Source organism: Roseibium aggregatum, from assembly GCF_017309185.1.
GTDB classification, from domain to species: domain Bacteria; phylum Pseudomonadota; class Alphaproteobacteria; order Rhizobiales; family Stappiaceae; genus Roseibium; species Roseibium aggregatum_B.
The window spans coordinates 1,200,474-1,217,169 of sequence record NZ_JAEKJZ010000001.1; the positions used below are offsets into that span (position 1 = coordinate 1,200,474).

Below are 16,696 nucleotides of genomic sequence, written 5' to 3' on the forward strand. Positions count from 1 at the left end.
AGGACTTTGGCCGCGATCAGTCGCGGTCTTCTCTTATGTGATGCAGCCCGAGGGCCGCCGGCTGCGCACCACCTCCCGAGGAACGCGTCGCGCTCCAGATCATGACGGCAAGCGTTGCGAGATAGGGGGGCATCTGCAGGAAATAGCGAGGCACGTCCGCGCCCGTCGCAGCGATGCGCGGTATGAGTGCCTCGATGCAGCCGAACAGGATCGCTCCGAGGACCGCCCGCCAGGGGTGCCAACGGGCGAAAATGACCAGGGCAATGGCGATCCAGCCCCGGCCGCCGACGACGGAGCCTGTCCAGATCTTGGAAACGGCGACGGTCAGATAGCCGCCGGCAAGCCCGATCAGGGCGGTGCCGAGCAGAATGGCCAGGATGCGCATCGTGGTCACATCGATGCCGGCCGCGTCAGCCGCCGCCGGATTTTCGCCGACCGCCCGCAGAGCGAGGCCGAAGCGCGTCCGGTTCAAGAGAAGGACACAGCCGAGGCAGATCAGCGGCGTTGCCCAGACGACGAGGTCCTGGCCCAGAAAAATCGGTTCCAGTCCCTTGATCGCCTGGTTGGTCCAACCGGCGTAGGAGGCGATGTAGCGGGTCAGGGCGTCGGCGAAGAACACCAGGGCGAGGCCGGCGATCACGTGGTTGATCCGCAGGCTGGCGGTCAGGAACGCGAAGACGAGGCCCATGGCCATGCCCGCGAGCATGGCGCCGGCGAGAGCGGCAAGCGGAGGGCCGCCGTTGATCGTCACGCCGATCCCGGCCAGCGCGCCGGCCAGCATGAAGCCTTCCGCGCCAAGGTTGAGCACGCCCGCGCGTTCGCTGAGGATCAGTCCGAGGGCCGCCAGCGCGAAGGGCACCGCGAAGGCGGGAACGTTGACCAGCCAGTTGAACAGGAATTCGGTCATGTCGCGGCCCGCCAGTGCATCCGGTAGGTGAGGAAGAATTCCGACGCGGCGACGCAGATGATGAAGATCGCCTGAACGAGCTGGACAAGGGCCGAAGGCACCTGGAAGAAGATCTGCAGGCTCTGCCCGACCAGGAGCAGGATGGCCATGAAGAAAGCGACAATCACCACGCCGGCCGGATGATTGCGTCCCAGAAACGCGATCAGCACGCCGGAAAACAGGTAACCGGCGAAAAAGTCCTGCGTCATGCGGAATTCCACGCCGGCCGCGATCGAAAAGCCGGTCAGTCCGCCGACGGCGCCTGACGCCAGGATGGCGGCGACCGTCAGACCGGCCACGGGAACGCCCACCGCTCTAGCCATCTCGCGGTTCGAGCTGGTCATGTCGAGCAGGTAGCCGATCCGGCTGTAGGACAGAAGCCACCAGAGCAAGCCGGCCAGGAGCGCGGCCAGCGGCAGCGTCCAGGTCAGGTTGAGCCATCCGAGCAGGGGCAGACGCTCGAACGCCTCATATTGTTCCGTATGGGGAAAGCTGCTGACGGGATCCTTCCACGGTCCGTAAAGCAGATGCAGAAGCAGGTTGAAGGCGACATAGTTCAGAAGAAGCGTCGTGATCACTTCGCTGACGCCAAGGCGCTGCTTGAGCATGGCCGGGACGGACACCCAGAGCATGCCGCCGGCCATGGCGGCGACCGCCATGAGCACGAGGCGCGCCGGTTCCGGTCCGACATCGTAGATTGCGACGACGGAGGCGAAAATCGCTCCAAGGATCATCTGGCCCTCCAGGCCGATGTTCCAGAAGTTCGAGCGAAAGGCGATTGCCGTTGCCAACCCCGCCATCACCAGTGGCGCGGTCTGTGCCAGGACGGATCCGAGCGCGCGCGGGCTGGAGAAGGCGACGGTCGCGATCTCGCGCATCACATCGGAGGGTGCGACGCCGGAGAGCGCCAGCAGCGCGAAGGAAATAGCCGCGGCAACTGCCAGACTGGCTGCATAGCAGGCAAGCCGCTGGGTCTCGGGCACATTTTGCCGAACCTCCAGAAGAGGGACCAGCCGCAGTTTGTGTCTGGACGGCGCCGGCGCGGTCTCGGACCGGATACCGGCACCTTCCAGCGGTGTGATCTGCTCGGTGGCGTTGCCGCTACTCATGGGAAATCATGGCCTTTCCGACATCGTTGCGGTTGGCCGGCGCTTCGAACTCGGCGACCATCCGTCCGCCGGACAGAACCCCGATACGGTCGGACAGCAAAAAGATCTCGTCCAGATCCTCGCTGATCAGGATCACGGCCGCGCCACTGTCACGCGCGGCGCGCAACCGCTCGTGCACCGCCGCGCCGGCGCGCACGTCGAGACCGCGCGAGGGGCTGTGGGCAAGCACCACCTCCGGCATGGTCTCGAACTCGCGGGCGATCACGAGTTTCTGGGCGTTGCCGCCGGATAACAGCCCCGCGCGCATGCCGGTGCCACGCACGCCCTGGACGTCGAAGGCCTGGATCGCCTTCTGCGTTTGCTTGCGCGCTTGCCCCCGGTTGAACCGGAGCCAGCCGCCATAAGAGCCTGAAAGAACACCGTTGACGGCATAGTTCTCCGCGACGCTGCGGCGCCCCGCCAGGCCATGCCGGTAGCGGTCGACCGGAATGGCGGCGAACCCGGCCTTGCGGCGGCCACCCGGCGGGAGGGTCGAGATATCGCCATGGCCTTCGAACTCGATGCTGCCCCCCGTTTGCTCGGCGGTCCCCATCAGGACGTCCGCAAGCTCGTTCTGGCCATTTCCTGCGACGCCTGCGACACCGTAGATTTCGCCGCCGCGCACCCGGAAATCGATACCCTCCAGGCCTTTTCTGCCGCTCCTGCCGGGAACGCGCACGCTGGAGAGGCGAACGCGCGTCTTGCCGATGACGGCGGAGGGGGCGGGCGTTTCGACGATCTGTTCCCCGACGATTAGCGTGGTCAGCTTCGCGGCGTCCATCTCGCCCGGCGAGGTCTCCGCGATCCGTTTGCCGCCCCGCATCACGGTGATGCGGTCGCTGTGGCCAAGCGCTTCATGGAGCTTGTGGGTGACCATGATGACCGCGCTTCCCGATGCGGCGAGACCGCGGATGATGGTCATCAGGGCCCGTGCCTCCTGGTCGCTGAGCACCGCGGTCGGTTCGTCCAGAATGACGAAACGGGCGCCCGCGACGAGCACCTTGAGAATTTCCAGCCGCTGTTGCTCGGCGATGCCCAGTGAGCCGGTGCGCCGGGAAAGGTCGAGGTCAAAACCCATCTTGCCGGCGAGGTCCTGCGCCTGAGACGCGATCTCCGCGGCTTGCCGGCCCGGATTGAACAGGACAATGTTTTCAAGCACCGTGAAGGCGGGAACCAGCTTGAAGTGCTGGTGGACCATGCCGATACCCTTGTTCGCGGCATCGCGGGCGTCTGACATCGACACGGCTTCGCCGTCGACCTCGACATGGCCCTCGTCGGGCGCATAGAGCCCGCAGGCAATGTTCATGAGCGTTGATTTGCCTGCGCCGTTTTCGCCAAGGAGGGCGTGAACTTCGCCGGCACGCACCGAGAAGTCCACGTTGTCGAGTGCCTTGAAGGTCCCAAAGCTTTTCGAAACGTTGCGAAGTCTCAGTGCGTTCGGCATCATCGTTTGACCGGTTACTGACCGGACACCCCGTCAACGTACCAGTCCATCGACCAGAGGTCCCCGTCCGAAAGGACTTCGCCTTCCTTCACCCGGACCGTGCCTTCGCGGTCGGAGAGCGGACCGGCAAAGACGTGCTTGCCCGCGATGATCGCGTCCCGCTCGGCCATGACCTTTTCCTTCAGTTCGTCGGAGACGGCCTCGCCGCAGCACGCGACATCGATAAGACCGTCCTTGATGGAAAGGAACGCGCCGTAGGGAGCCTTCTCGAAGCCGCCAGCGGCGATTTTTTCGATTTCCGGCTTCAGGAACCGGTCCCAGGTCCAGATGGAGGAACACTGGGTTGCCTTGCTGAACTCCGAGAGGTCGCGGTGGTGGCCGGTGCCGTAGACATCGTGCTCACCGGCAACCACCTGAACCGTTGGCGTGTCGACATGCTGGCCGAGGACGTCGACGCCCTGCTCGATGAGGGCTTCGGCCGCGGCCCGTTCCTTGACCGGATCGGCCCAGGCGCCGGTGAAGACGACCGAAAGTTCGGCATCCGGGTTCACCTGGCGCGCGCCGAGGAGATAGGCGTTCACCGTCCAGTTCACGAGACCGAACGGATTGGCCGCGACGAAGCCGATCTTGTTGGATTTCGTCAGGCCGCCCGCGATCATCCCGCACAGATACTGGCTTTCGTATGTGCGGCCGTAGATGCTTTTCAGATTGGGGCCGTTGGTCGTCCCGGCGGGATTGATGAAAACTGTCTCCGGATATTGTTCGGCGAGTTCCTTGAACGTATCGGAATATCCGAAGGCGGAGCCGATGATGATGTTCGCGCCGCGATCGATGAAGAGTTCCGCGGCCGGACGGATTGCGGTCGCCGTCTCGGGGATCTTTTCAGCCTGGGGAATGCGCAAGTTCAGCTCGCTTTCGAGCTTCTTGCGGGATTCATCGATCGACTGGGACCAGCCGCCGTCATTGGACTCGCCGAAGAGAATGACCGCAGGCTTCGGATCGCCCTTCGCCGCGAATTCTGCGGAAGCGCCAACGGTCAGCTGTGTCAGACCGAGGGCACTCAGGGCCGTAAGCCAGGCAGCCTTCTGAAGTAATTTCATGAATTCTCTCCTTCATATATTTCAAATTCGACGCAAAATACGTCGATTCCGCGCAACGAAATTGTGCGGACTGAATTCAAATCTTTGTTGTCTGGAGGTCCTGGCAAAATTTATTGCGGATCTCTGGCTCTTAGTCTTTATGGTAAGGAGGGAAAAATTAGACCGTCAAGTAAAAAATTTTAAACTGCATTATTTTGGAGTGTCGATGGGGTGAAGTGTTTCTGTCTGGGTAAAAATTAGTCAAGTAGATTGAAACTTAGGCGATTTTTCCTATGCAGAAGAGCGAATATTATGCAGTTTCACAATTGGGTTGGAGGAGGGGCGATCCTCTCAACGTCTTTGCTTTTGCCTGGTGCGTTGGAAGAAAAGGTTGAGTAAGATTTAAGTACACAATGTTGAATTGCGGATGTGCTCATTCTGATGAGCCATTGTCGATGTCACCGGCCTGTGCATTCCAGAAGGCAAGGCGATTTTCTGATTTTGCACCCGGTTTTCGACACGACCGAGACCCGGGTACAGGTGTCGCCAGGCGAACTGAAGGCAGGCGAAAATGAGCTACTGGAAACCTGCGGACTATCCCTCAGCGAGTCCCTGCCTGGTCTGCGGGATTCGTCGGGAACGACGTGGTGGATCGCCACTCCTTGACTTAACAGTCCTGAAGAGTGTGGAGGGAAAGCCACTTCGCCAAAAACACAATCTGGACCAGTGGGGCCACGGCTTCGAAGTGGCTTTAAGTAATGTTGGTGGGATTGTTGGCGGAAAACCTTAAAAAATTTGACGTGTGTCGGAGTTCAGTCTTGGAAAATTCAATTGGGAAAGTTGCGATTTAAGTCTAACGGAGAAAATAAAATATTTCGGCTGCCTTGTTAAAAACATTATTTCTGTCTAATCACCGACATCTCGATATTGCTTGCTGAACTTTGTGACTGCGCGGGATGCCGCGGCCTGAACGATCTTCCTATCAACGTCGACCTAACCGCAGCATCGCGTCGTGTACGTGATGCTCATATTCTCATGACCGATTGAAAGGAAATCGTTATGACCATTGGAACCGTAAAATTCTTCAATGCCACAAAAGGCTTCGGCTTCATTCAGCCGGAAGATGGCTCTTCGGACGTATTCGTCCACATCTCCGCGGTGGAACGCGCGGGTATCCGTTCGCTGGTCGAAGGCCAGAAGATCAGCTTTGAAGTTGTCCAGGACCGCCGTTCCGGCAAGTCCGCTGCGGATAACCTGCAGGAAGTCTAAGTTTCCATTCTGGTACCTGACCACGGATGTACTGGCAGGACCGCAGGGAAACATGAAGAGGTCGGGGGAGAATCCCGGCCTTTTTTTGTGCGCCACGCTTGAAAGAGAAAGCCGTCATGTCTTTCGACAAATCCATCCGCCCGCGCCGGGAAACCGCGGAATCGAAAGCGGAAACGACAAAGAGAATTTCCCAGGAAATTACAAAGACAGAGGCCGATATCCGCAACGAGAAGACCTTGCGGCTGCGCGCGGAGCGTCTCGCGGCGCAGGAAAGTCAGCCGGAAGAGGTCCGTACCCGGGCCAAGCGGGCCGGCAAAAGCGCTAAACCGAATTAAATGCGGAGTTTTCTCAAACTTTCAGAGGCTTGAGAAGAAAGCGGCGCCGGCCTGATCTTTGAAAAGCAACAGGCCGGTGCGGATATCCTTACCCTTTTAAAAAACCTCGACGATGTGTCCGGTCTTAGGCTGGCAGAACCACGATGGTCGACTTGCCGCCGCCGTTGCGCAGGGCATGGACGTCGGCGAGGTCGGGGTCTTCCCGCCAGGCTTTCGCGGCCTCGGTCGATGGAAAGGCGAGAAGAGCGGTGATGGTCGGCGCTTCTACGGCGGCTTCCAGAACGACCGGCGCCGGGTCGGCGGCGACGATGCTGCCGCCATGTTTGGCAAGGGCTTCGGCCGCTTTTTCGCGGTAGGCACCGAGAGTGTCCTTGTCGGTAACAGTAATCATGGCGAGTGCTTGAACGGACATGTGTCTCTCCTGTGTTTCAGACCGCCCATAATTAGCTCGCACCGTTGATGCGAAAAATTCTTCAAATCCGGAATGCCAATGTGCAAAAATGCACAGGCTATGGAAAATTGGGACGACTTGAAATTCGTGCTCGCCATCGCGGGAGCGGGCAATATCACGAAAGCGGCGCGGGGACTGGGCGTGACCCATTCCACCGTCTCGCGGCGCCTGTCCGCTCTGGAAGAGCGCATGGGTGTGCGCCTGTTCGAGCGCTTGCCGGAAGGATTCACGCCCACCCGGGCGGGAGAGGAGGCCGTCGCGGCCGCCAAGCGCGTGGAAACAGAGGTGCTGGAACTCGATACGCGCATAACCGCCCGGGACGCGGATCTGGAAGGCCCGCTGAGGGTAACGGCGGCGCAACTGCTGTTTCAGGTCCAGGTCGCGGAAATCATGCGGCAATTCGCTGAGCGTCACCCCCAGATCGAACTGGAGATGATCGCGGCCAATGAAAAGCTGAGCCTTCACCGGCGCGAGGCCGATGTCGCCGTACGCGTCACCAGCAATCCGGACGAGAACCTCTTCGGCCGCCTGGCCACCGGACAGAACCGCGCCTTTTACGTGTCGAAGGAATATGCTCGGCAACACCGGGAAGCCATGTCCGTCAGCCACGACGGCGCGCCCATTGCCTGCGTTAGCTTCAAGTGGTGGGGGCGGGGCGTGCCCAAGGCCATTGGTTCGCGCTACCCCCAGGCTTATGTCAGCGTCGTCACCGACGATATGATCGCCATGGTGGCGGCGGTCCGCTCCGGCATGGGGATCGGCAGGCTTCCCTGTTTTCTCGGCGATCCGGACCCCGATCTGGTGCGGGTCCCGGGGCTTGAGCCCGATCGCTATTTCGACATCTGGATCCTGACCCATCCGGACCTGAAGAACGTGGCCCGCATCCGAACCTTCATGCGCTTCGCCGCGGATGCCTTCAAGGCGCGGAGCGGCCTGTATCTGGGGATCGGAGCAGAGCCGTAAGGCTTCAAATCCAGCGGCGGACGCGCGTCAGGTAGTCTTCGTAGGCTTCGCCGAAGAGGTCTCGCAGGCTGGCCTCTTCCGGTTTGATCTGGAACTCGTTCATGTACCAGACAAACCCCGGCACGATGACCAGTGCCGCCAGTGTGCCCCAATAGACGGAAAGGGCGAGAAGCAGGAACAGCAGGCCGAGATACATGGGATTGCGGCTGAGCCGGTAGATCCCCTCCGTCACGAGCGTCGTGGCCTCCCCGGGCGACATCGGATTGAAGGTGGTTTTTCTGCGGTAGAACGCGACAATGCCCTGAACGCCGGGGACAAGTCCCACAATGCCGATGACAAGCGCGAGAAGCGATTGTCCTGGAAAAGCGACCGAAAGCTGCGGCAGCAACCTGACGCTGCCGAAAAGCAGGGCAATGGCGGCCAGGACAACGATCCCGGGAGGGACCTTCAACTGCATGGTGTGCCATCCGTTGTCTTGAGAACGATGGGCTGACCGTGCGGGGTCTCCCGCGCCGCCTCGTCCCAGGCGGCCTTCAGGGCCTTGAGTTCGCCGGACGCCGCGACGTCTTTTTCGCGTAACAGCTTTTCGAAGGCGTCGATCCAGCGGTCGTAATAGCCGACGGTGTCGCCGCTGCCGTCGCCATCCTTGGCGAGCTCCACGCCGAGGGCCTGCGCCCATTCGCCCCAGGAAAACACGCCGGCCCGGTGGGCCTGGAGGGTCATGGCGAAGACCCGGGCTTCCCAGGGAGCGGAAAAGACCGGTCCGCCATCCTGATCGAGCGGCAGGCGCGGTGTCTCGAGGATGTCAGCGGGCAAGGTCAAGATAGGGTTCCCAAAGATCGAGATGGACGGTCAGAGCCGGGTCGCTGTCCGGCCCCCATATGTCCGCCCCCTTGAAAACGACGCCGTAGAGCCACGTCGGCTGTTCGCCCTTGCCGTGGGCATTGCTGTCGGGAAAGACATGGACGCCATGCACGGTCTCGATCGTGCCGACGGCATCGCGTGCATAGCGGGGCAGGCGGGTATGGGTCTCCGGGTTCATCCGCTTTGTGTGAACCCGGTCGCCGACTTTGAACCGGGCGGGCTGCTGCTGGGGCCGGTCGACCGGCGCACCCTTGGCGAGAGCGCCCGCGACCTCCTCCGCCTTGAGCACGCGTTTGAGCGTTTTGGGCGGCGTCAGGCTCTGCCCGCTCTTGAACTCTTCCGCAGTCACCAGGTCATTCGCCAAAAGAAGCTTCTCAAGCCCCTTGGTCCAGATTTCGTAGTAGCTGGAGCTCAGGTAGTCGGCCGGATGCAGGGTCTCCCTTGCGTGGCGCGAGGCGTCCAGGGTCCACGTGCCGGTGGCGCCCATGGCGAGTGTGATCGCGAAGGCGCGCTCTTCCCAGCCGGCATGGAAATTCGGTTCGTTGTCCTCCAGCTCGATCGGCCCGAAGCCCATTTGGCCGCCGAGGTCCTGCGCGCCGTTCATGCTGTTTCTCCCACGCTGTTCGGGTCTCGCGCAAGGCCGGTGCCGATCATGCTGTCGCGGGTGACCAGCTCCGCAAGGTCTTCTTCCGGCCAGCTGTCCGTGCCGACTGGCCGGCGGGGAATGACGAGATAACGGACTTCCGCCGTGGAATCCCAGACTCTGATCTTGGTGTCCTCAGGCAAGGTGACCCCGAATTCGGCGAGCACGCCGCGGGGATCGCGCACGGCCCGGGAGCGGTAGGGAGCGGATTTGTACCAGACCGGCGGCAGCCCGAGCACGGACCAGGGATAGCAGGAGCACAGGGTGCAGACGACCATGTTGTGGGTGTCATGGGTGTTTTCGACCGCCACCATGTGTTCGCCCTGGCGGCCGGTGAAACCGAGTTCGGCGATTGCCGCAGTGGCATCTTTCAACAGCCATTCGCGATAATCGGGATCGGCCCAGGCCCTGGCGACCACCCGCGCGCCATTCTTCGGGCCGACCTTGGTCTCGTAGGTCTCGATCAGTTCATCGAGCGCGGGAGGGTCGACATAGCCTTTTTCCGTCAGCAGGGTTTCCAGTGCGCGCACACGCAGTTCGATGTCGCTCAGTTCGGAATGATTGTGATCGTGGTCGTGGGACATGGGGCTCACTCGGATGTTTCGAAAAAATCTAGTCAACTGAAACAACGCCGCCAAGGGGGGTGGTTCGGTTTTTCATGCGTGCTCTCAGGTCCTTGAATTGACATGAGAGAAACCGGCTGGGGGAATCTCCGCCATAGCGTTTTTCAAAGGGCTTTCGTCCCTGCACACTCGGGAGCATTGAAGTTGACTTCGGAGGCTGAGGTGAAAATCGGGCTGGGCGGCGGGTGCCATTGGTGCACGGAAGCCGTCTTTCAGGCAATTGCAGGCATTTCCCGCGTGGAGCAGGGCTTCATCCGCTCCGATCCGCCGGAAGACGGCTGGTCGGAGGCGGTGATCGTCACCTTCGATCCCGTCTTGCTGCCGATGGAAGCTCTGATCGAAATCCACCTTCGCACGCATTCCAGCACCTCCCATCACAAGATGCGCGGCAAATACCGCAGCGCTGTCTATGTTTACGACGCCGGGACCGGCGTGAAGGTCGGCCGCATCCTGCGCAAGCTGCAAAAGGCGTTTCCGGAACCTCTGGCGACCCGGGTGTTGAGCCTGACCGAGTTCAAGGCCTCCGACGACCGATTCCGCAATTACTACGCCAGCGACCCGGAAAGGCCGTTCTGCAAGACCTACATCGACCCGAAGCTGAAGCTGCTCAAGGAGCGCTATGGCGGGTTGCTGCGGCAGCGCGCGGAAGCCGCCGAATGAGAAATCGTCAGGACGCTGACTGTGCCAGCACCATGCCGGCGTCCTTCACCGCGTCACATGCGGCGTCAAAGGCTGCGGAGACGGTAAGGCCCTTTGCAAGCAGACCATGGGCGAAGAGATGCACGAATACGGGGATGTCACGGCCTTCGGGGTCCCTCTCGGGCGCTACATAGGCATCCGCGCCGGCTTCAAGGAAGGCGGACCGCATCTCTGAACTGCCCGTCTCGCAAGCCGTGCTGAGGAAGGTCTTGCGGGACAGTTTCCCAATGCCAGGCACGGAAGAGGGCACGAATACGCCGGACTTCAACAGGGAGGTGTCGATTTGCGGGGCGTAATCGCCAAAATGAAAGCCTCCGTTGTTTCCGTGTGCCGAAATGACCGTCAGGTTTCCGGGGTCTTTCGCGCTCGAGAGAACGGATACGAAATCTCCCGGCGTTCCGATGCGGTAAAACGAAACGAAGGCTCCAAGGCTTTCCAGGATCAAACGCAGCGTCATCGCCTCGCCGGAATCGCCTATGGCAATAAGGGTGACCGGATGCTGAGGATTGAAAAAGGTCTCGGCCGTCAAAGTGGGCCTCCTGTTCCTGCAAACAGGCTCTTCGCGTTCGGCCACTCCGCCCCTTCGTGATGGGCGGCAATGTCCAGAAAGACCTCCAGGAATTCGAAGCACCCTTCGTCGTGCACCAGATGGTGGCTCAGGATGCCGAGCGGTTCCGGCCCCGTGTTGCGCCGCCGTGTCAATTGCAGGTCGAAGCGCAGACGGGCGCTTGTCCACCCGATGAAGCGGACCTGCTTCTTCCATTTCAGGATGTCGATATGCGACTGGATCTGATGGGCGCGCGGGAAATTGTGCCAGGTAAAGCTCGAGAGACCCGGCAGCCCGAGGCCGGGGAGGCGTCGGGAAATCTCCGGGTCGATCCGGTTCCAGGGCGGGACCATCGCGGGGATGAATTTGTCGCCGAAGAGCTCCTCAAGCCGCGTCTTGCCTTCGGCCAGCTGCGCCATCAGCTCATCGGGCACGCGGCGCGAGCCGAGTTCGGCGGCTTTTTCGCCGAGATCCTTGCGCTGAAAATTCCTGTGCTGAAAACCGTGCTGCAGGACAAGCGCATGGGGGGCTGCCGACAGACGTTTGGCCAGGGCTTCCGTCGCGGTCTTCGGGATGACGGCCAGCGCGACATCGACACCGTGCCGGTTGGCGAGCTCCAGCAACCGGTTGAGCGCCGGCGTCGGTTCGATCGCATCGTCGTCGCGCCACCAGAAGCGGACCTTTCGGCCGCGTTCGGCGAACCAGTCGAGATGGGCGGTCAGTTCGTTCGTAAACCGTTTCCGGTCCTGGGTCATGCCGTGCGCTCCCTCAGATCCTGGAGCAGTATCGCCGCGCTTTTTTCAGCGCCGCCGAGCAGGACGTCATGGTGGCTGCGGGGCAAGGCCAGCGCGTCGTCGATGGCCGCAGCCAGCAACTCCGGCGTCAGGCCCGCTTCCGGTGTGACCACCGCCCGTCCGTGAAGGGCGAGCGCATGAGCCCTCTGGCTCTGCTCTGTCTCGTTCTGCTGCGCGAAAGGCACAAGCACGGCGGGAACACCGGCAACCAGAATGTCGAGCACCGTATTGTAGCCTGCCTGGCTGACGGAGAGCCTGGCGCGTTTCAGCAAATCCGGAAAGTCCCGGCGCGCCCGTTCGACGACGACGCCCTCCGTCGCCTTCTTCCGGTAGCCTGAGAAGGCTTCTTCGGAGATATCGTGCCCGATCAGAATGCGCCAGAGCGTGTCTTCCGCGCGGCGCGACAGCGGCCGGGCATCGAGGGCGGCGGCAATGAGCGCCTCCGCCACCGCGCCACCGCCGCAGGAAACGATCACCTCGTCTTCGCCATCGTTGCCGTCGACCGGCGGACGGGCCATGCCGCCGACGTAGCCGGTATAGCGCACCAGATGATCGACCCTGTCTGCGAAGGGAAAACTGTCGCCGAGCTGAATGAAATCCGGATCGGAATGGATCAGGATACGATCGTAATACTTGAGCGCCTGATCGGCCATCCACTCCTCCTTCCAGAGCTCCTTCTTGCGCACGAGAATGTCGCGGATGGAGGTTGCGATCAGGGGAGGGGCGGTCCGGGCCTTGGCGGCGTCGAGCAGGGCCGTGAGCTCGAAATCGAGCTGGCGGCGCCCGAAGGGATAGGTCTCCGTCAGGAGCAGGTCGCAATCCTCTGCTTGAAGGGCTTGAATCGATGCTTTAACGCGCGCGGATTTCCAAGCATCGTCAATATCTTGATTGTCCAAAGTGACAAGGCGCTTGAATGCGGCATCCGGACTTTTGCAGGCGGGAAGCTCTATGACTTTGAGCGGACCGGTGTCCAGGGTCGGCGGGATTGCGTTGCCGCTGGCAAGCGTCACCTCCACCCCTTCTGCGGCCAGCGCGCGGCCAAGGGCGGCGGCGCGGACCACGTGGCCGGTGCCCAGAAGGTGCTGCACATGGATAAAGGCTCTGAGGGTCATGTGTCCCCCGGCAACAGGCGGTCGGCATGATTGACCAGCGCCCTTGAGAGAAACTCGGACAGGCGGACGGAACCGGTTTCCAGACTGTGACGCTCGGTTATGTGCGCGCGCGCGGCATGGCCGAGCCGGTCGGCGAGGGAGGGCGTATCGATGACTTTTTTGAGGTTCGCCGCGAACGCCTCGACATCTCCTTCCGGCGAAAGTAGGCCGGTTTCGCCGTCGCGGACGATGTCCGGCACCCCGAAGGTATCGCCCGCGATAACACCGACACCGGCCGCCTGGGCTTCCAGCAGGACAAAGCCGAACGCTTCGCGGATCGCCGGCCAGACGACGAGGTCGTGGCGGGCATATTCCGCCGGCATCCGCTCCGGTGGCAGCGCGCCCAGCCAGTCGATCCTTTCCGGCGGAAAGAGGCTCAGGACATGATCCCGGTTCGGACCGTCGCCTATGATTGTCAGACGCCACGCGCGGTCCTGCAAAAGGGCAAGCGCCCTGGCCAGGACCTCATAGGAGGTCGTCTTGCTGTCGTCGCGCATCATGCCGACCGAAAGCAGTTTCAGGGGAGCGGCCGCCAGTGGCTTCGGGGTCTCGGAAGCCGCCTGAAAAGGCGCCGTGTCGAGAAAGGGGGAAATGACGGTCAGGCGCTTCGGCGGCACGACGGCCTTCAGGCATTGCGCGTCCGCGTTATGCATGGCGGCGACCGCGTCGGCCCGCTTCAGGGCTTGGTCGGCGGCGGCGAACCCGAAGGACCAGTCGCCGGTCATGCGTTTCGGCGCGCGGCTCGCCTCGATCACGGCATAGGGAATGTCGAACCTGTCGGCGAGAGCCGGGCCGATCCAGTCCGGGGCCTTGTGATAAAGGTGATAGGTCAGAAAAAGATCCGGAACGTCGCCGGATCGCGACCAGTCGCTCGCGATCCGTTCCGCTTCCGCGAGCGCTTCCCGCTTGAGTGCGCTCTGGATGTCTTCTCCTCCCTCGCGGCTCCAGGAGCGGAAGGTGCTGGCGATCGTGACTGCGTGACCCTCACTCTCCAATGCCTTGACGATCAGCCTTCCCATGGTTCGGTCGCCGGACGGGATCGGGTGATCGAGCGGTTTCATCGGGGCTGTGAAGGCGATTTTCTTCATGTCCGGTCCTCTGGAAGCTCAGACAAGCTTGCGAAACTTCGCCGCAAGGCGGTCAAGTCCCGGGTCGGTCGAAAACTCCGCGCGAACGCGTTGCGCCGCAGCCAGTCCCAGCTCGCGCCGCCGCTTCGGCGCCTTGATCAGGCCGGCGAGCGCCGAGGCCAGCTCACCGGGCGCGTTCGGTTCAACCAGAACGCCCGTCTTGCCGTCTTCGATCAGTTCCGGAATCGCCGAGACTTTCGTGGAAAGGCAGCACAGACCCATCGATTGGGCTTCCATCAGCACGTTCGGCAAGCCGTCGCGGTCCCCGGTCCTGGCGAGTTTGGAGGGCAGCACGAAAAGATCCGCTTGCTTGCAGGCGGCAATCACCTCCTCGCGCGGCTGGGCGCCCCGCCAGTCTATTCTGTCCGAGACACCGAGCCGGTTCGCGAGCGCCTTCAGTTTTTCAGACAGTTCGCCGCCGCCGATATGGGTGAAGCGCCAGTTGAGGTCTCCCGGCAACAGGGCGAGAGCGGAAAGAAGATCGTCGTAGCCTTTCTTCTCCACTACCCGGCCGACGGACAGAAGACGGACCGGCTCGTCGCTGCCGTCGCGGCTGGAGGGTGTTTCGGTGGGAGCGGGAAAACCTGAGAAGTCGAGCCCGTGGTACAGAAGTTCCACCTTGCCGGGTTCGTCTGACAGGCCTTGCAGGTACTCGGCGTTCACGCGCGTGCAGGTCACGCCCCAGGCGGCGTCGTTGATCTTGGTCCTCAGATCCCATTCGGGGCTGGTCCAGATGTCCTTCGCATGGGCGGAAAACGACCAGCCACGGCCGGAGAGATGCGCGGCATAACGGGCGGCCGAGCAGGGCGTATGCAGGTAGTGTGTGTAGATCCAGCTTATGTCTTCAGGCAGTTCGTGCGCGAAAACGCAGCCCTGCGCCCACCGGCGCCGCCGGTCCGCATTGGGCTGTCTGGCGAGATCGGCCTCGAACAGGGCTCTGGCTGCTTCGTAGGTGGGCTGTTTTTCCGCCCAGCGTTTGGCCCGGGCAACCCGCGCCGGGTTGTCCTTGACGTACTCCGGAAGATACATCACCTCCGCGGAAATCCGTCGGTGAAGGTCGTGGATGTAAGGGTCGTAGGGCTTGCGCAGAGCCACGATCAGAACGCCGATCCCGCGCTGTTCCAGTCCGAGAATCTCCTGGGCGATGAAAGTTTCGGACAGGCGTGGATAGCCTTTGACCACAATGGCGATACGGGACATCGGGAGCCTTGAAATCGGGTAGATTGGGGCAGATCGGACGATCAGAAATTGACCAGCCTGCGCTCCGTCGTTTCGTGCTTCTGGTCGAGTATGTCTTTCACTCTCCCGGATATGACGTCAAGTCCGCCGAGCAGGTTGTCGACATCCGCGGACGACGGCGGCGCCATCTCCGGCAGAACCGACAGGGCCTCGGACATCAGGTCGGCATCCGGATAGCGGTCGATCGGCAGCACTTTCAGGAGCCTGTTCTGCTTGGCCTGTTCGGCACGAATGGCCTGTTCCCGGCGCGGGATCACCCTGGGCACCATGAGCGTCGGCTTGTCGAAGGACAGGATTTCGCAAAACGTGTTGTAGCCGCCCATGCCGACGATCGCCGTTGCATTGGCCAGATAGGGTTCGATCTGCGGCGTGAAGCGGATGATCTCGACGTCGCGCAGGTGCTCGGCTCGCTCCGCGAATTGTGCGGCGGCCGCCGCCGGCATGAAGGGGCCGAGCACGATGAGCGCGGGAAAGAGCGGCCGCTGCCGGGTTTCATAGGCGCTCATCACCCAGTCCACCATCTCGACACCGTCGCCGCCGCCTCCCGGTGTGACCAGAATGTAGGGTTCTTCGCCGAAGGGTTCGGGCGCGGGCAGGTCCCTTGCGCTTGAGGGCAGCTCGCGGCGCAGATACCCGGTGTAACGCAGCTTGTCGCTGATACCTTCGGGAACATCGATTCCATCGAGGGGGTCGCAGATGCCTTCCGGGCCGTAAATCCAGATTTCGTCGTAGAGGTCCTTGAGGGCCGGATAAACGTTTTTGCGGTCCCATTCCTCCTTGAGCACCATTGGATCGTCCATGACGTCGCGCAAGCCGAGCACGAGGCGGGTCCCGGTTCCGGTCAGCGCCTCGAGTGTGCCGAGCACTTCGCCGCGCAGGCCGAGCGGCTCCTTGTCGACGATGAAGATATCCGGCTCGAAAACCTTCGCGGTGTGCTCGATGATCGAGGAGCGTATCGCCAGCGTCTGATCGATGTTGATATGCAGGGAAAGCGGCGTGTATTCGCCGTTGCGCAACTTGATGACGCCTGGAATGCGGACGAAATCGACCCGGGAGCGGAATTCGTAGCTTCCGATAATGGGCGAGCCCGACAGAATGAGAACGGACAGGGTATCGAAGTCGCCGACCAGGGACTGGGCGATGGCGCGGCATCTTCTGAGATGTCCCAATCCGAAGGAGTCATGGCTGTAGATCAGGATCTTCGGCGTATCGGAACTCATACTGCCTCTAAAATTTGTCAATCGGGCCAAAGCCCCTTATGTCTCAATAAATTGGTCTTTGTCACGTACCGATTGCACTGGTGCGGGGCTTTCAAGTAGAAGGGACGAGTGATCCATTTGACGCGAAGCTGGCGATTGCCAAGCCTGGCAGGCC

General features: G+C 61.8%; 19 protein-coding genes. 4 read left to right on the forward strand and 15 right to left on the reverse strand.

Annotation, left to right across the window (positions count from 1 at the left end; genetic code table 11):
* Positions 1-16: 16 nt before the first annotated feature.
* The 4 genes from JF539_RS05200 to JF539_RS05215 are packed head-to-tail and all read right to left on the reverse strand — an operon-like array spanning position 17 to position 4,638.
* On the reverse strand, positions 17-907 hold the full coding sequence (locus tag JF539_RS05200; protein WP_207139267.1) for an ABC transporter permease: 891 nt from the start codon (positions 905-907) through the stop codon (positions 17-19).
* The gene (locus JF539_RS05205; RefSeq protein WP_207139268.1) at positions 904-2,055 is read right to left on the reverse strand and encodes an ABC transporter permease; all 1,152 of its coding nucleotides are present in this window, start codon (positions 2,053-2,055) and stop codon (positions 904-906) included. The genes JF539_RS05200 and JF539_RS05205 overlap by 4 nt, the downstream gene beginning before the upstream one ends.
* Positions 2,048-3,541, reverse strand: coding sequence for an ABC transporter ATP-binding protein (locus JF539_RS05210; protein ID WP_207139269.1), 1,494 nt, complete (start codon positions 3,539-3,541; stop codon positions 2,048-2,050). Before JF539_RS05210 ends, JF539_RS05205 begins: the two co-directional genes overlap by 8 nt.
* Before the next feature lie 11 nt (positions 3,542-3,552).
* The gene (locus tag JF539_RS05215; RefSeq protein ID WP_207139270.1) at positions 3,553-4,638 is read right to left on the reverse strand and encodes a BMP family ABC transporter substrate-binding protein; all 1,086 of its coding nucleotides are present in this window, start codon (positions 4,636-4,638) and stop codon (positions 3,553-3,555) included.
* A 1,038-nt stretch (positions 4,639-5,676) separates the two neighbouring features.
* Between JF539_RS05215 and JF539_RS05220 the strand changes: the two genes are divergently transcribed.
* On the forward strand, positions 5,677-5,886 hold the full coding sequence (locus tag JF539_RS05220; protein ID WP_207139271.1) for a cold-shock protein: 210 nt from the start codon (positions 5,677-5,679) through the stop codon (positions 5,884-5,886).
* A 116-nt stretch (positions 5,887-6,002) separates the two neighbouring features.
* The gene (locus JF539_RS05225) at positions 6,003-6,221 is read left to right on the forward strand and encodes a hypothetical protein (protein ID WP_207139272.1); all 219 of its coding nucleotides are present in this window, start codon (positions 6,003-6,005) and stop codon (positions 6,219-6,221) included.
* A 124-nt stretch (positions 6,222-6,345) separates the two neighbouring features.
* Here JF539_RS05225 and JF539_RS05230 read toward each other — a convergent pair whose 3' ends face one another.
* A complete protein-coding gene (locus JF539_RS05230; RefSeq protein ID WP_207139273.1) occupies positions 6,346-6,633 on the reverse strand; it encodes a DUF1330 domain-containing protein in 288 nt (95 codons plus the stop codon).
* Between the two features lie 78 nt (positions 6,634-6,711).
* Here JF539_RS05230 and JF539_RS05235 point away from each other — a divergent pair, with 78 nt between their 5' ends.
* Positions 6,712-7,635, forward strand: a complete 924-nt coding sequence (locus JF539_RS05235) for a LysR family transcriptional regulator (protein ID WP_209017005.1) — start codon at positions 6,712-6,714, stop codon at positions 7,633-7,635.
* Between the two features lie 4 nt (positions 7,636-7,639).
* Here the strand turns inward: JF539_RS05235 and JF539_RS05240 are convergent, their stop codons facing one another.
* Genes JF539_RS05240 through nthA form a run of 4 tightly spaced genes read right to left on the reverse strand, consistent with a single transcriptional unit; the run spans position 7,640 to position 9,726 of the window.
* Positions 7,640-8,092 carry a methyltransferase family protein gene (locus JF539_RS05240; protein ID WP_207139274.1) on the reverse strand — a complete coding sequence of 151 codons (453 nt, stop codon included), beginning with the start codon at positions 8,090-8,092 and terminating at the stop codon, positions 7,640-7,642.
* A complete protein-coding gene (locus JF539_RS05245) occupies positions 8,083-8,457 on the reverse strand; it encodes a nitrile hydratase accessory protein (RefSeq protein ID WP_328809200.1) in 375 nt (124 codons plus the stop codon). Before JF539_RS05245 ends, JF539_RS05240 begins: the two co-directional genes overlap by 10 nt.
* Positions 8,441-9,103: a nitrile hydratase subunit beta gene (gene nthB, locus JF539_RS05250; protein ID WP_207139275.1), complete on the reverse strand. Its 663-nt coding sequence runs from the start codon at positions 9,101-9,103 to the stop codon at positions 8,441-8,443. Before nthB ends, JF539_RS05245 begins: the two co-directional genes overlap by 17 nt.
* Positions 9,100-9,726 (reverse strand): nitrile hydratase subunit alpha, encoded by a 627-nt coding sequence (gene nthA / locus JF539_RS05255; RefSeq protein ID WP_207139276.1) that lies wholly within the window; start codon positions 9,724-9,726, stop codon positions 9,100-9,102. The genes nthB and nthA overlap by 4 nt, the downstream gene beginning before the upstream one ends.
* 201 nt (positions 9,727-9,927) lie before the next feature.
* Between nthA and JF539_RS05260 the strand changes: the two genes are divergently transcribed.
* On the forward strand, positions 9,928-10,425 hold the full coding sequence (locus tag JF539_RS05260) for a peptide-methionine (S)-S-oxide reductase (protein ID WP_209017006.1): 498 nt from the start codon (positions 9,928-9,930) through the stop codon (positions 10,423-10,425).
* 7 nt (positions 10,426-10,432) lie between these two features.
* Here JF539_RS05260 and JF539_RS05265 read toward each other — a convergent pair whose 3' ends face one another.
* The 6 genes from JF539_RS05265 to JF539_RS05290 are packed head-to-tail and all read right to left on the reverse strand — an operon-like array spanning position 10,433 to position 16,542.
* Positions 10,433-10,993 (reverse strand): hypothetical protein, encoded by a 561-nt coding sequence (locus JF539_RS05265; RefSeq protein WP_207139278.1) that lies wholly within the window; start codon positions 10,991-10,993, stop codon positions 10,433-10,435.
* Complete coding sequence (locus JF539_RS05270; RefSeq protein WP_207139279.1) at positions 10,990-11,766, reverse strand: polysaccharide deacetylase family protein; 777 nt, start codon at positions 11,764-11,766, stop codon at positions 10,990-10,992. Before JF539_RS05270 ends, JF539_RS05265 begins: the two co-directional genes overlap by 4 nt.
* Positions 11,763-12,917 carry a glycosyltransferase family protein gene (locus JF539_RS05275; RefSeq protein WP_207139280.1) on the reverse strand — a complete coding sequence of 385 codons (1,155 nt, stop codon included), beginning with the start codon at positions 12,915-12,917 and terminating at the stop codon, positions 11,763-11,765. The genes JF539_RS05270 and JF539_RS05275 overlap by 4 nt, the downstream gene beginning before the upstream one ends.
* Positions 12,914-14,044 (reverse strand): glycosyltransferase family 4 protein, encoded by a 1,131-nt coding sequence (locus JF539_RS05280; RefSeq protein ID WP_209017007.1) that lies wholly within the window; start codon positions 14,042-14,044, stop codon positions 12,914-12,916. Before JF539_RS05280 ends, JF539_RS05275 begins: the two co-directional genes overlap by 4 nt.
* A gap of 18 nt (positions 14,045-14,062) precedes the next feature.
* A complete protein-coding gene (locus JF539_RS05285) occupies positions 14,063-15,283 on the reverse strand; it encodes a glycosyltransferase family 4 protein (protein ID WP_207139281.1) in 1,221 nt (406 codons plus the stop codon).
* A 41-nt stretch (positions 15,284-15,324) separates the two neighbouring features.
* Complete coding sequence (locus JF539_RS05290; RefSeq protein WP_207139282.1) at positions 15,325-16,542, reverse strand: glycosyltransferase family protein; 1,218 nt, start codon at positions 16,540-16,542, stop codon at positions 15,325-15,327.
* Positions 16,543-16,696 lie beyond the last annotated feature (154 nt).

Coding starts and splice junctions, on each gene's coding strand:
- JF539_RS05200 (WP_207139267.1), bottom strand. CDS start 907: ATGACCGAATTCCTGTTCAACTGGCTGGTCAACGTTCCCGCCTTCGCG.
- JF539_RS05205 (WP_207139268.1), bottom strand. CDS start 2,055: ATGAGTAGCGGCAACGCCACCGAGCAGATCACACCGCTGGAAGGTGCC.
- JF539_RS05210 (WP_207139269.1), bottom strand. CDS start 3,541: ATGATGCCGAACGCACTGAGACTTCGCAACGTTTCGAAAAGCTTTGGG.
- JF539_RS05215 (WP_207139270.1), bottom strand. CDS start 4,638: ATGAAATTACTTCAGAAGGCTGCCTGGCTTACGGCCCTGAGTGCCCTC.
- JF539_RS05220 (WP_207139271.1), top strand. CDS start 5,677: ATGACCATTGGAACCGTAAAATTCTTCAATGCCACAAAAGGCTTCGGC.
- JF539_RS05225 (WP_207139272.1), top strand. CDS start 6,003: ATGTCTTTCGACAAATCCATCCGCCCGCGCCGGGAAACCGCGGAATCG.
- JF539_RS05230 (WP_207139273.1), bottom strand. CDS start 6,633: ATGTCCGTTCAAGCACTCGCCATGATTACTGTTACCGACAAGGACACT.
- JF539_RS05235 (WP_209017005.1), top strand. CDS start 6,712: ATGTGCAAAAATGCACAGGCTATGGAAAATTGGGACGACTTGAAATTC.
- JF539_RS05240 (WP_207139274.1), bottom strand. CDS start 8,092: ATGCAGTTGAAGGTCCCTCCCGGGATCGTTGTCCTGGCCGCCATTGCC.
- nthB (WP_207139275.1), bottom strand. CDS start 9,103: ATGAACGGCGCGCAGGACCTCGGCGGCCAAATGGGCTTCGGGCCGATC.
- nthA (WP_207139276.1), bottom strand. CDS start 9,726: ATGTCCCACGACCACGATCACAATCATTCCGAACTGAGCGACATCGAA.
- JF539_RS05270 (WP_207139279.1), bottom strand. CDS start 11,766: ATGACCCAGGACCGGAAACGGTTTACGAACGAACTGACCGCCCATCTC.
- JF539_RS05275 (WP_207139280.1), bottom strand. CDS start 12,917: ATGACCCTCAGAGCCTTTATCCATGTGCAGCACCTTCTGGGCACCGGC.
- JF539_RS05280 (WP_209017007.1), bottom strand. CDS start 14,044: ATGAAGAAAATCGCCTTCACAGCCCCGATGAAACCGCTCGATCACCCG.
- JF539_RS05285 (WP_207139281.1), bottom strand. CDS start 15,283: ATGTCCCGTATCGCCATTGTGGTCAAAGGCTATCCACGCCTGTCCGAA.
- JF539_RS05290 (WP_207139282.1), bottom strand. CDS start 16,542: ATGAGTTCCGATACGCCGAAGATCCTGATCTACAGCCATGACTCCTTC.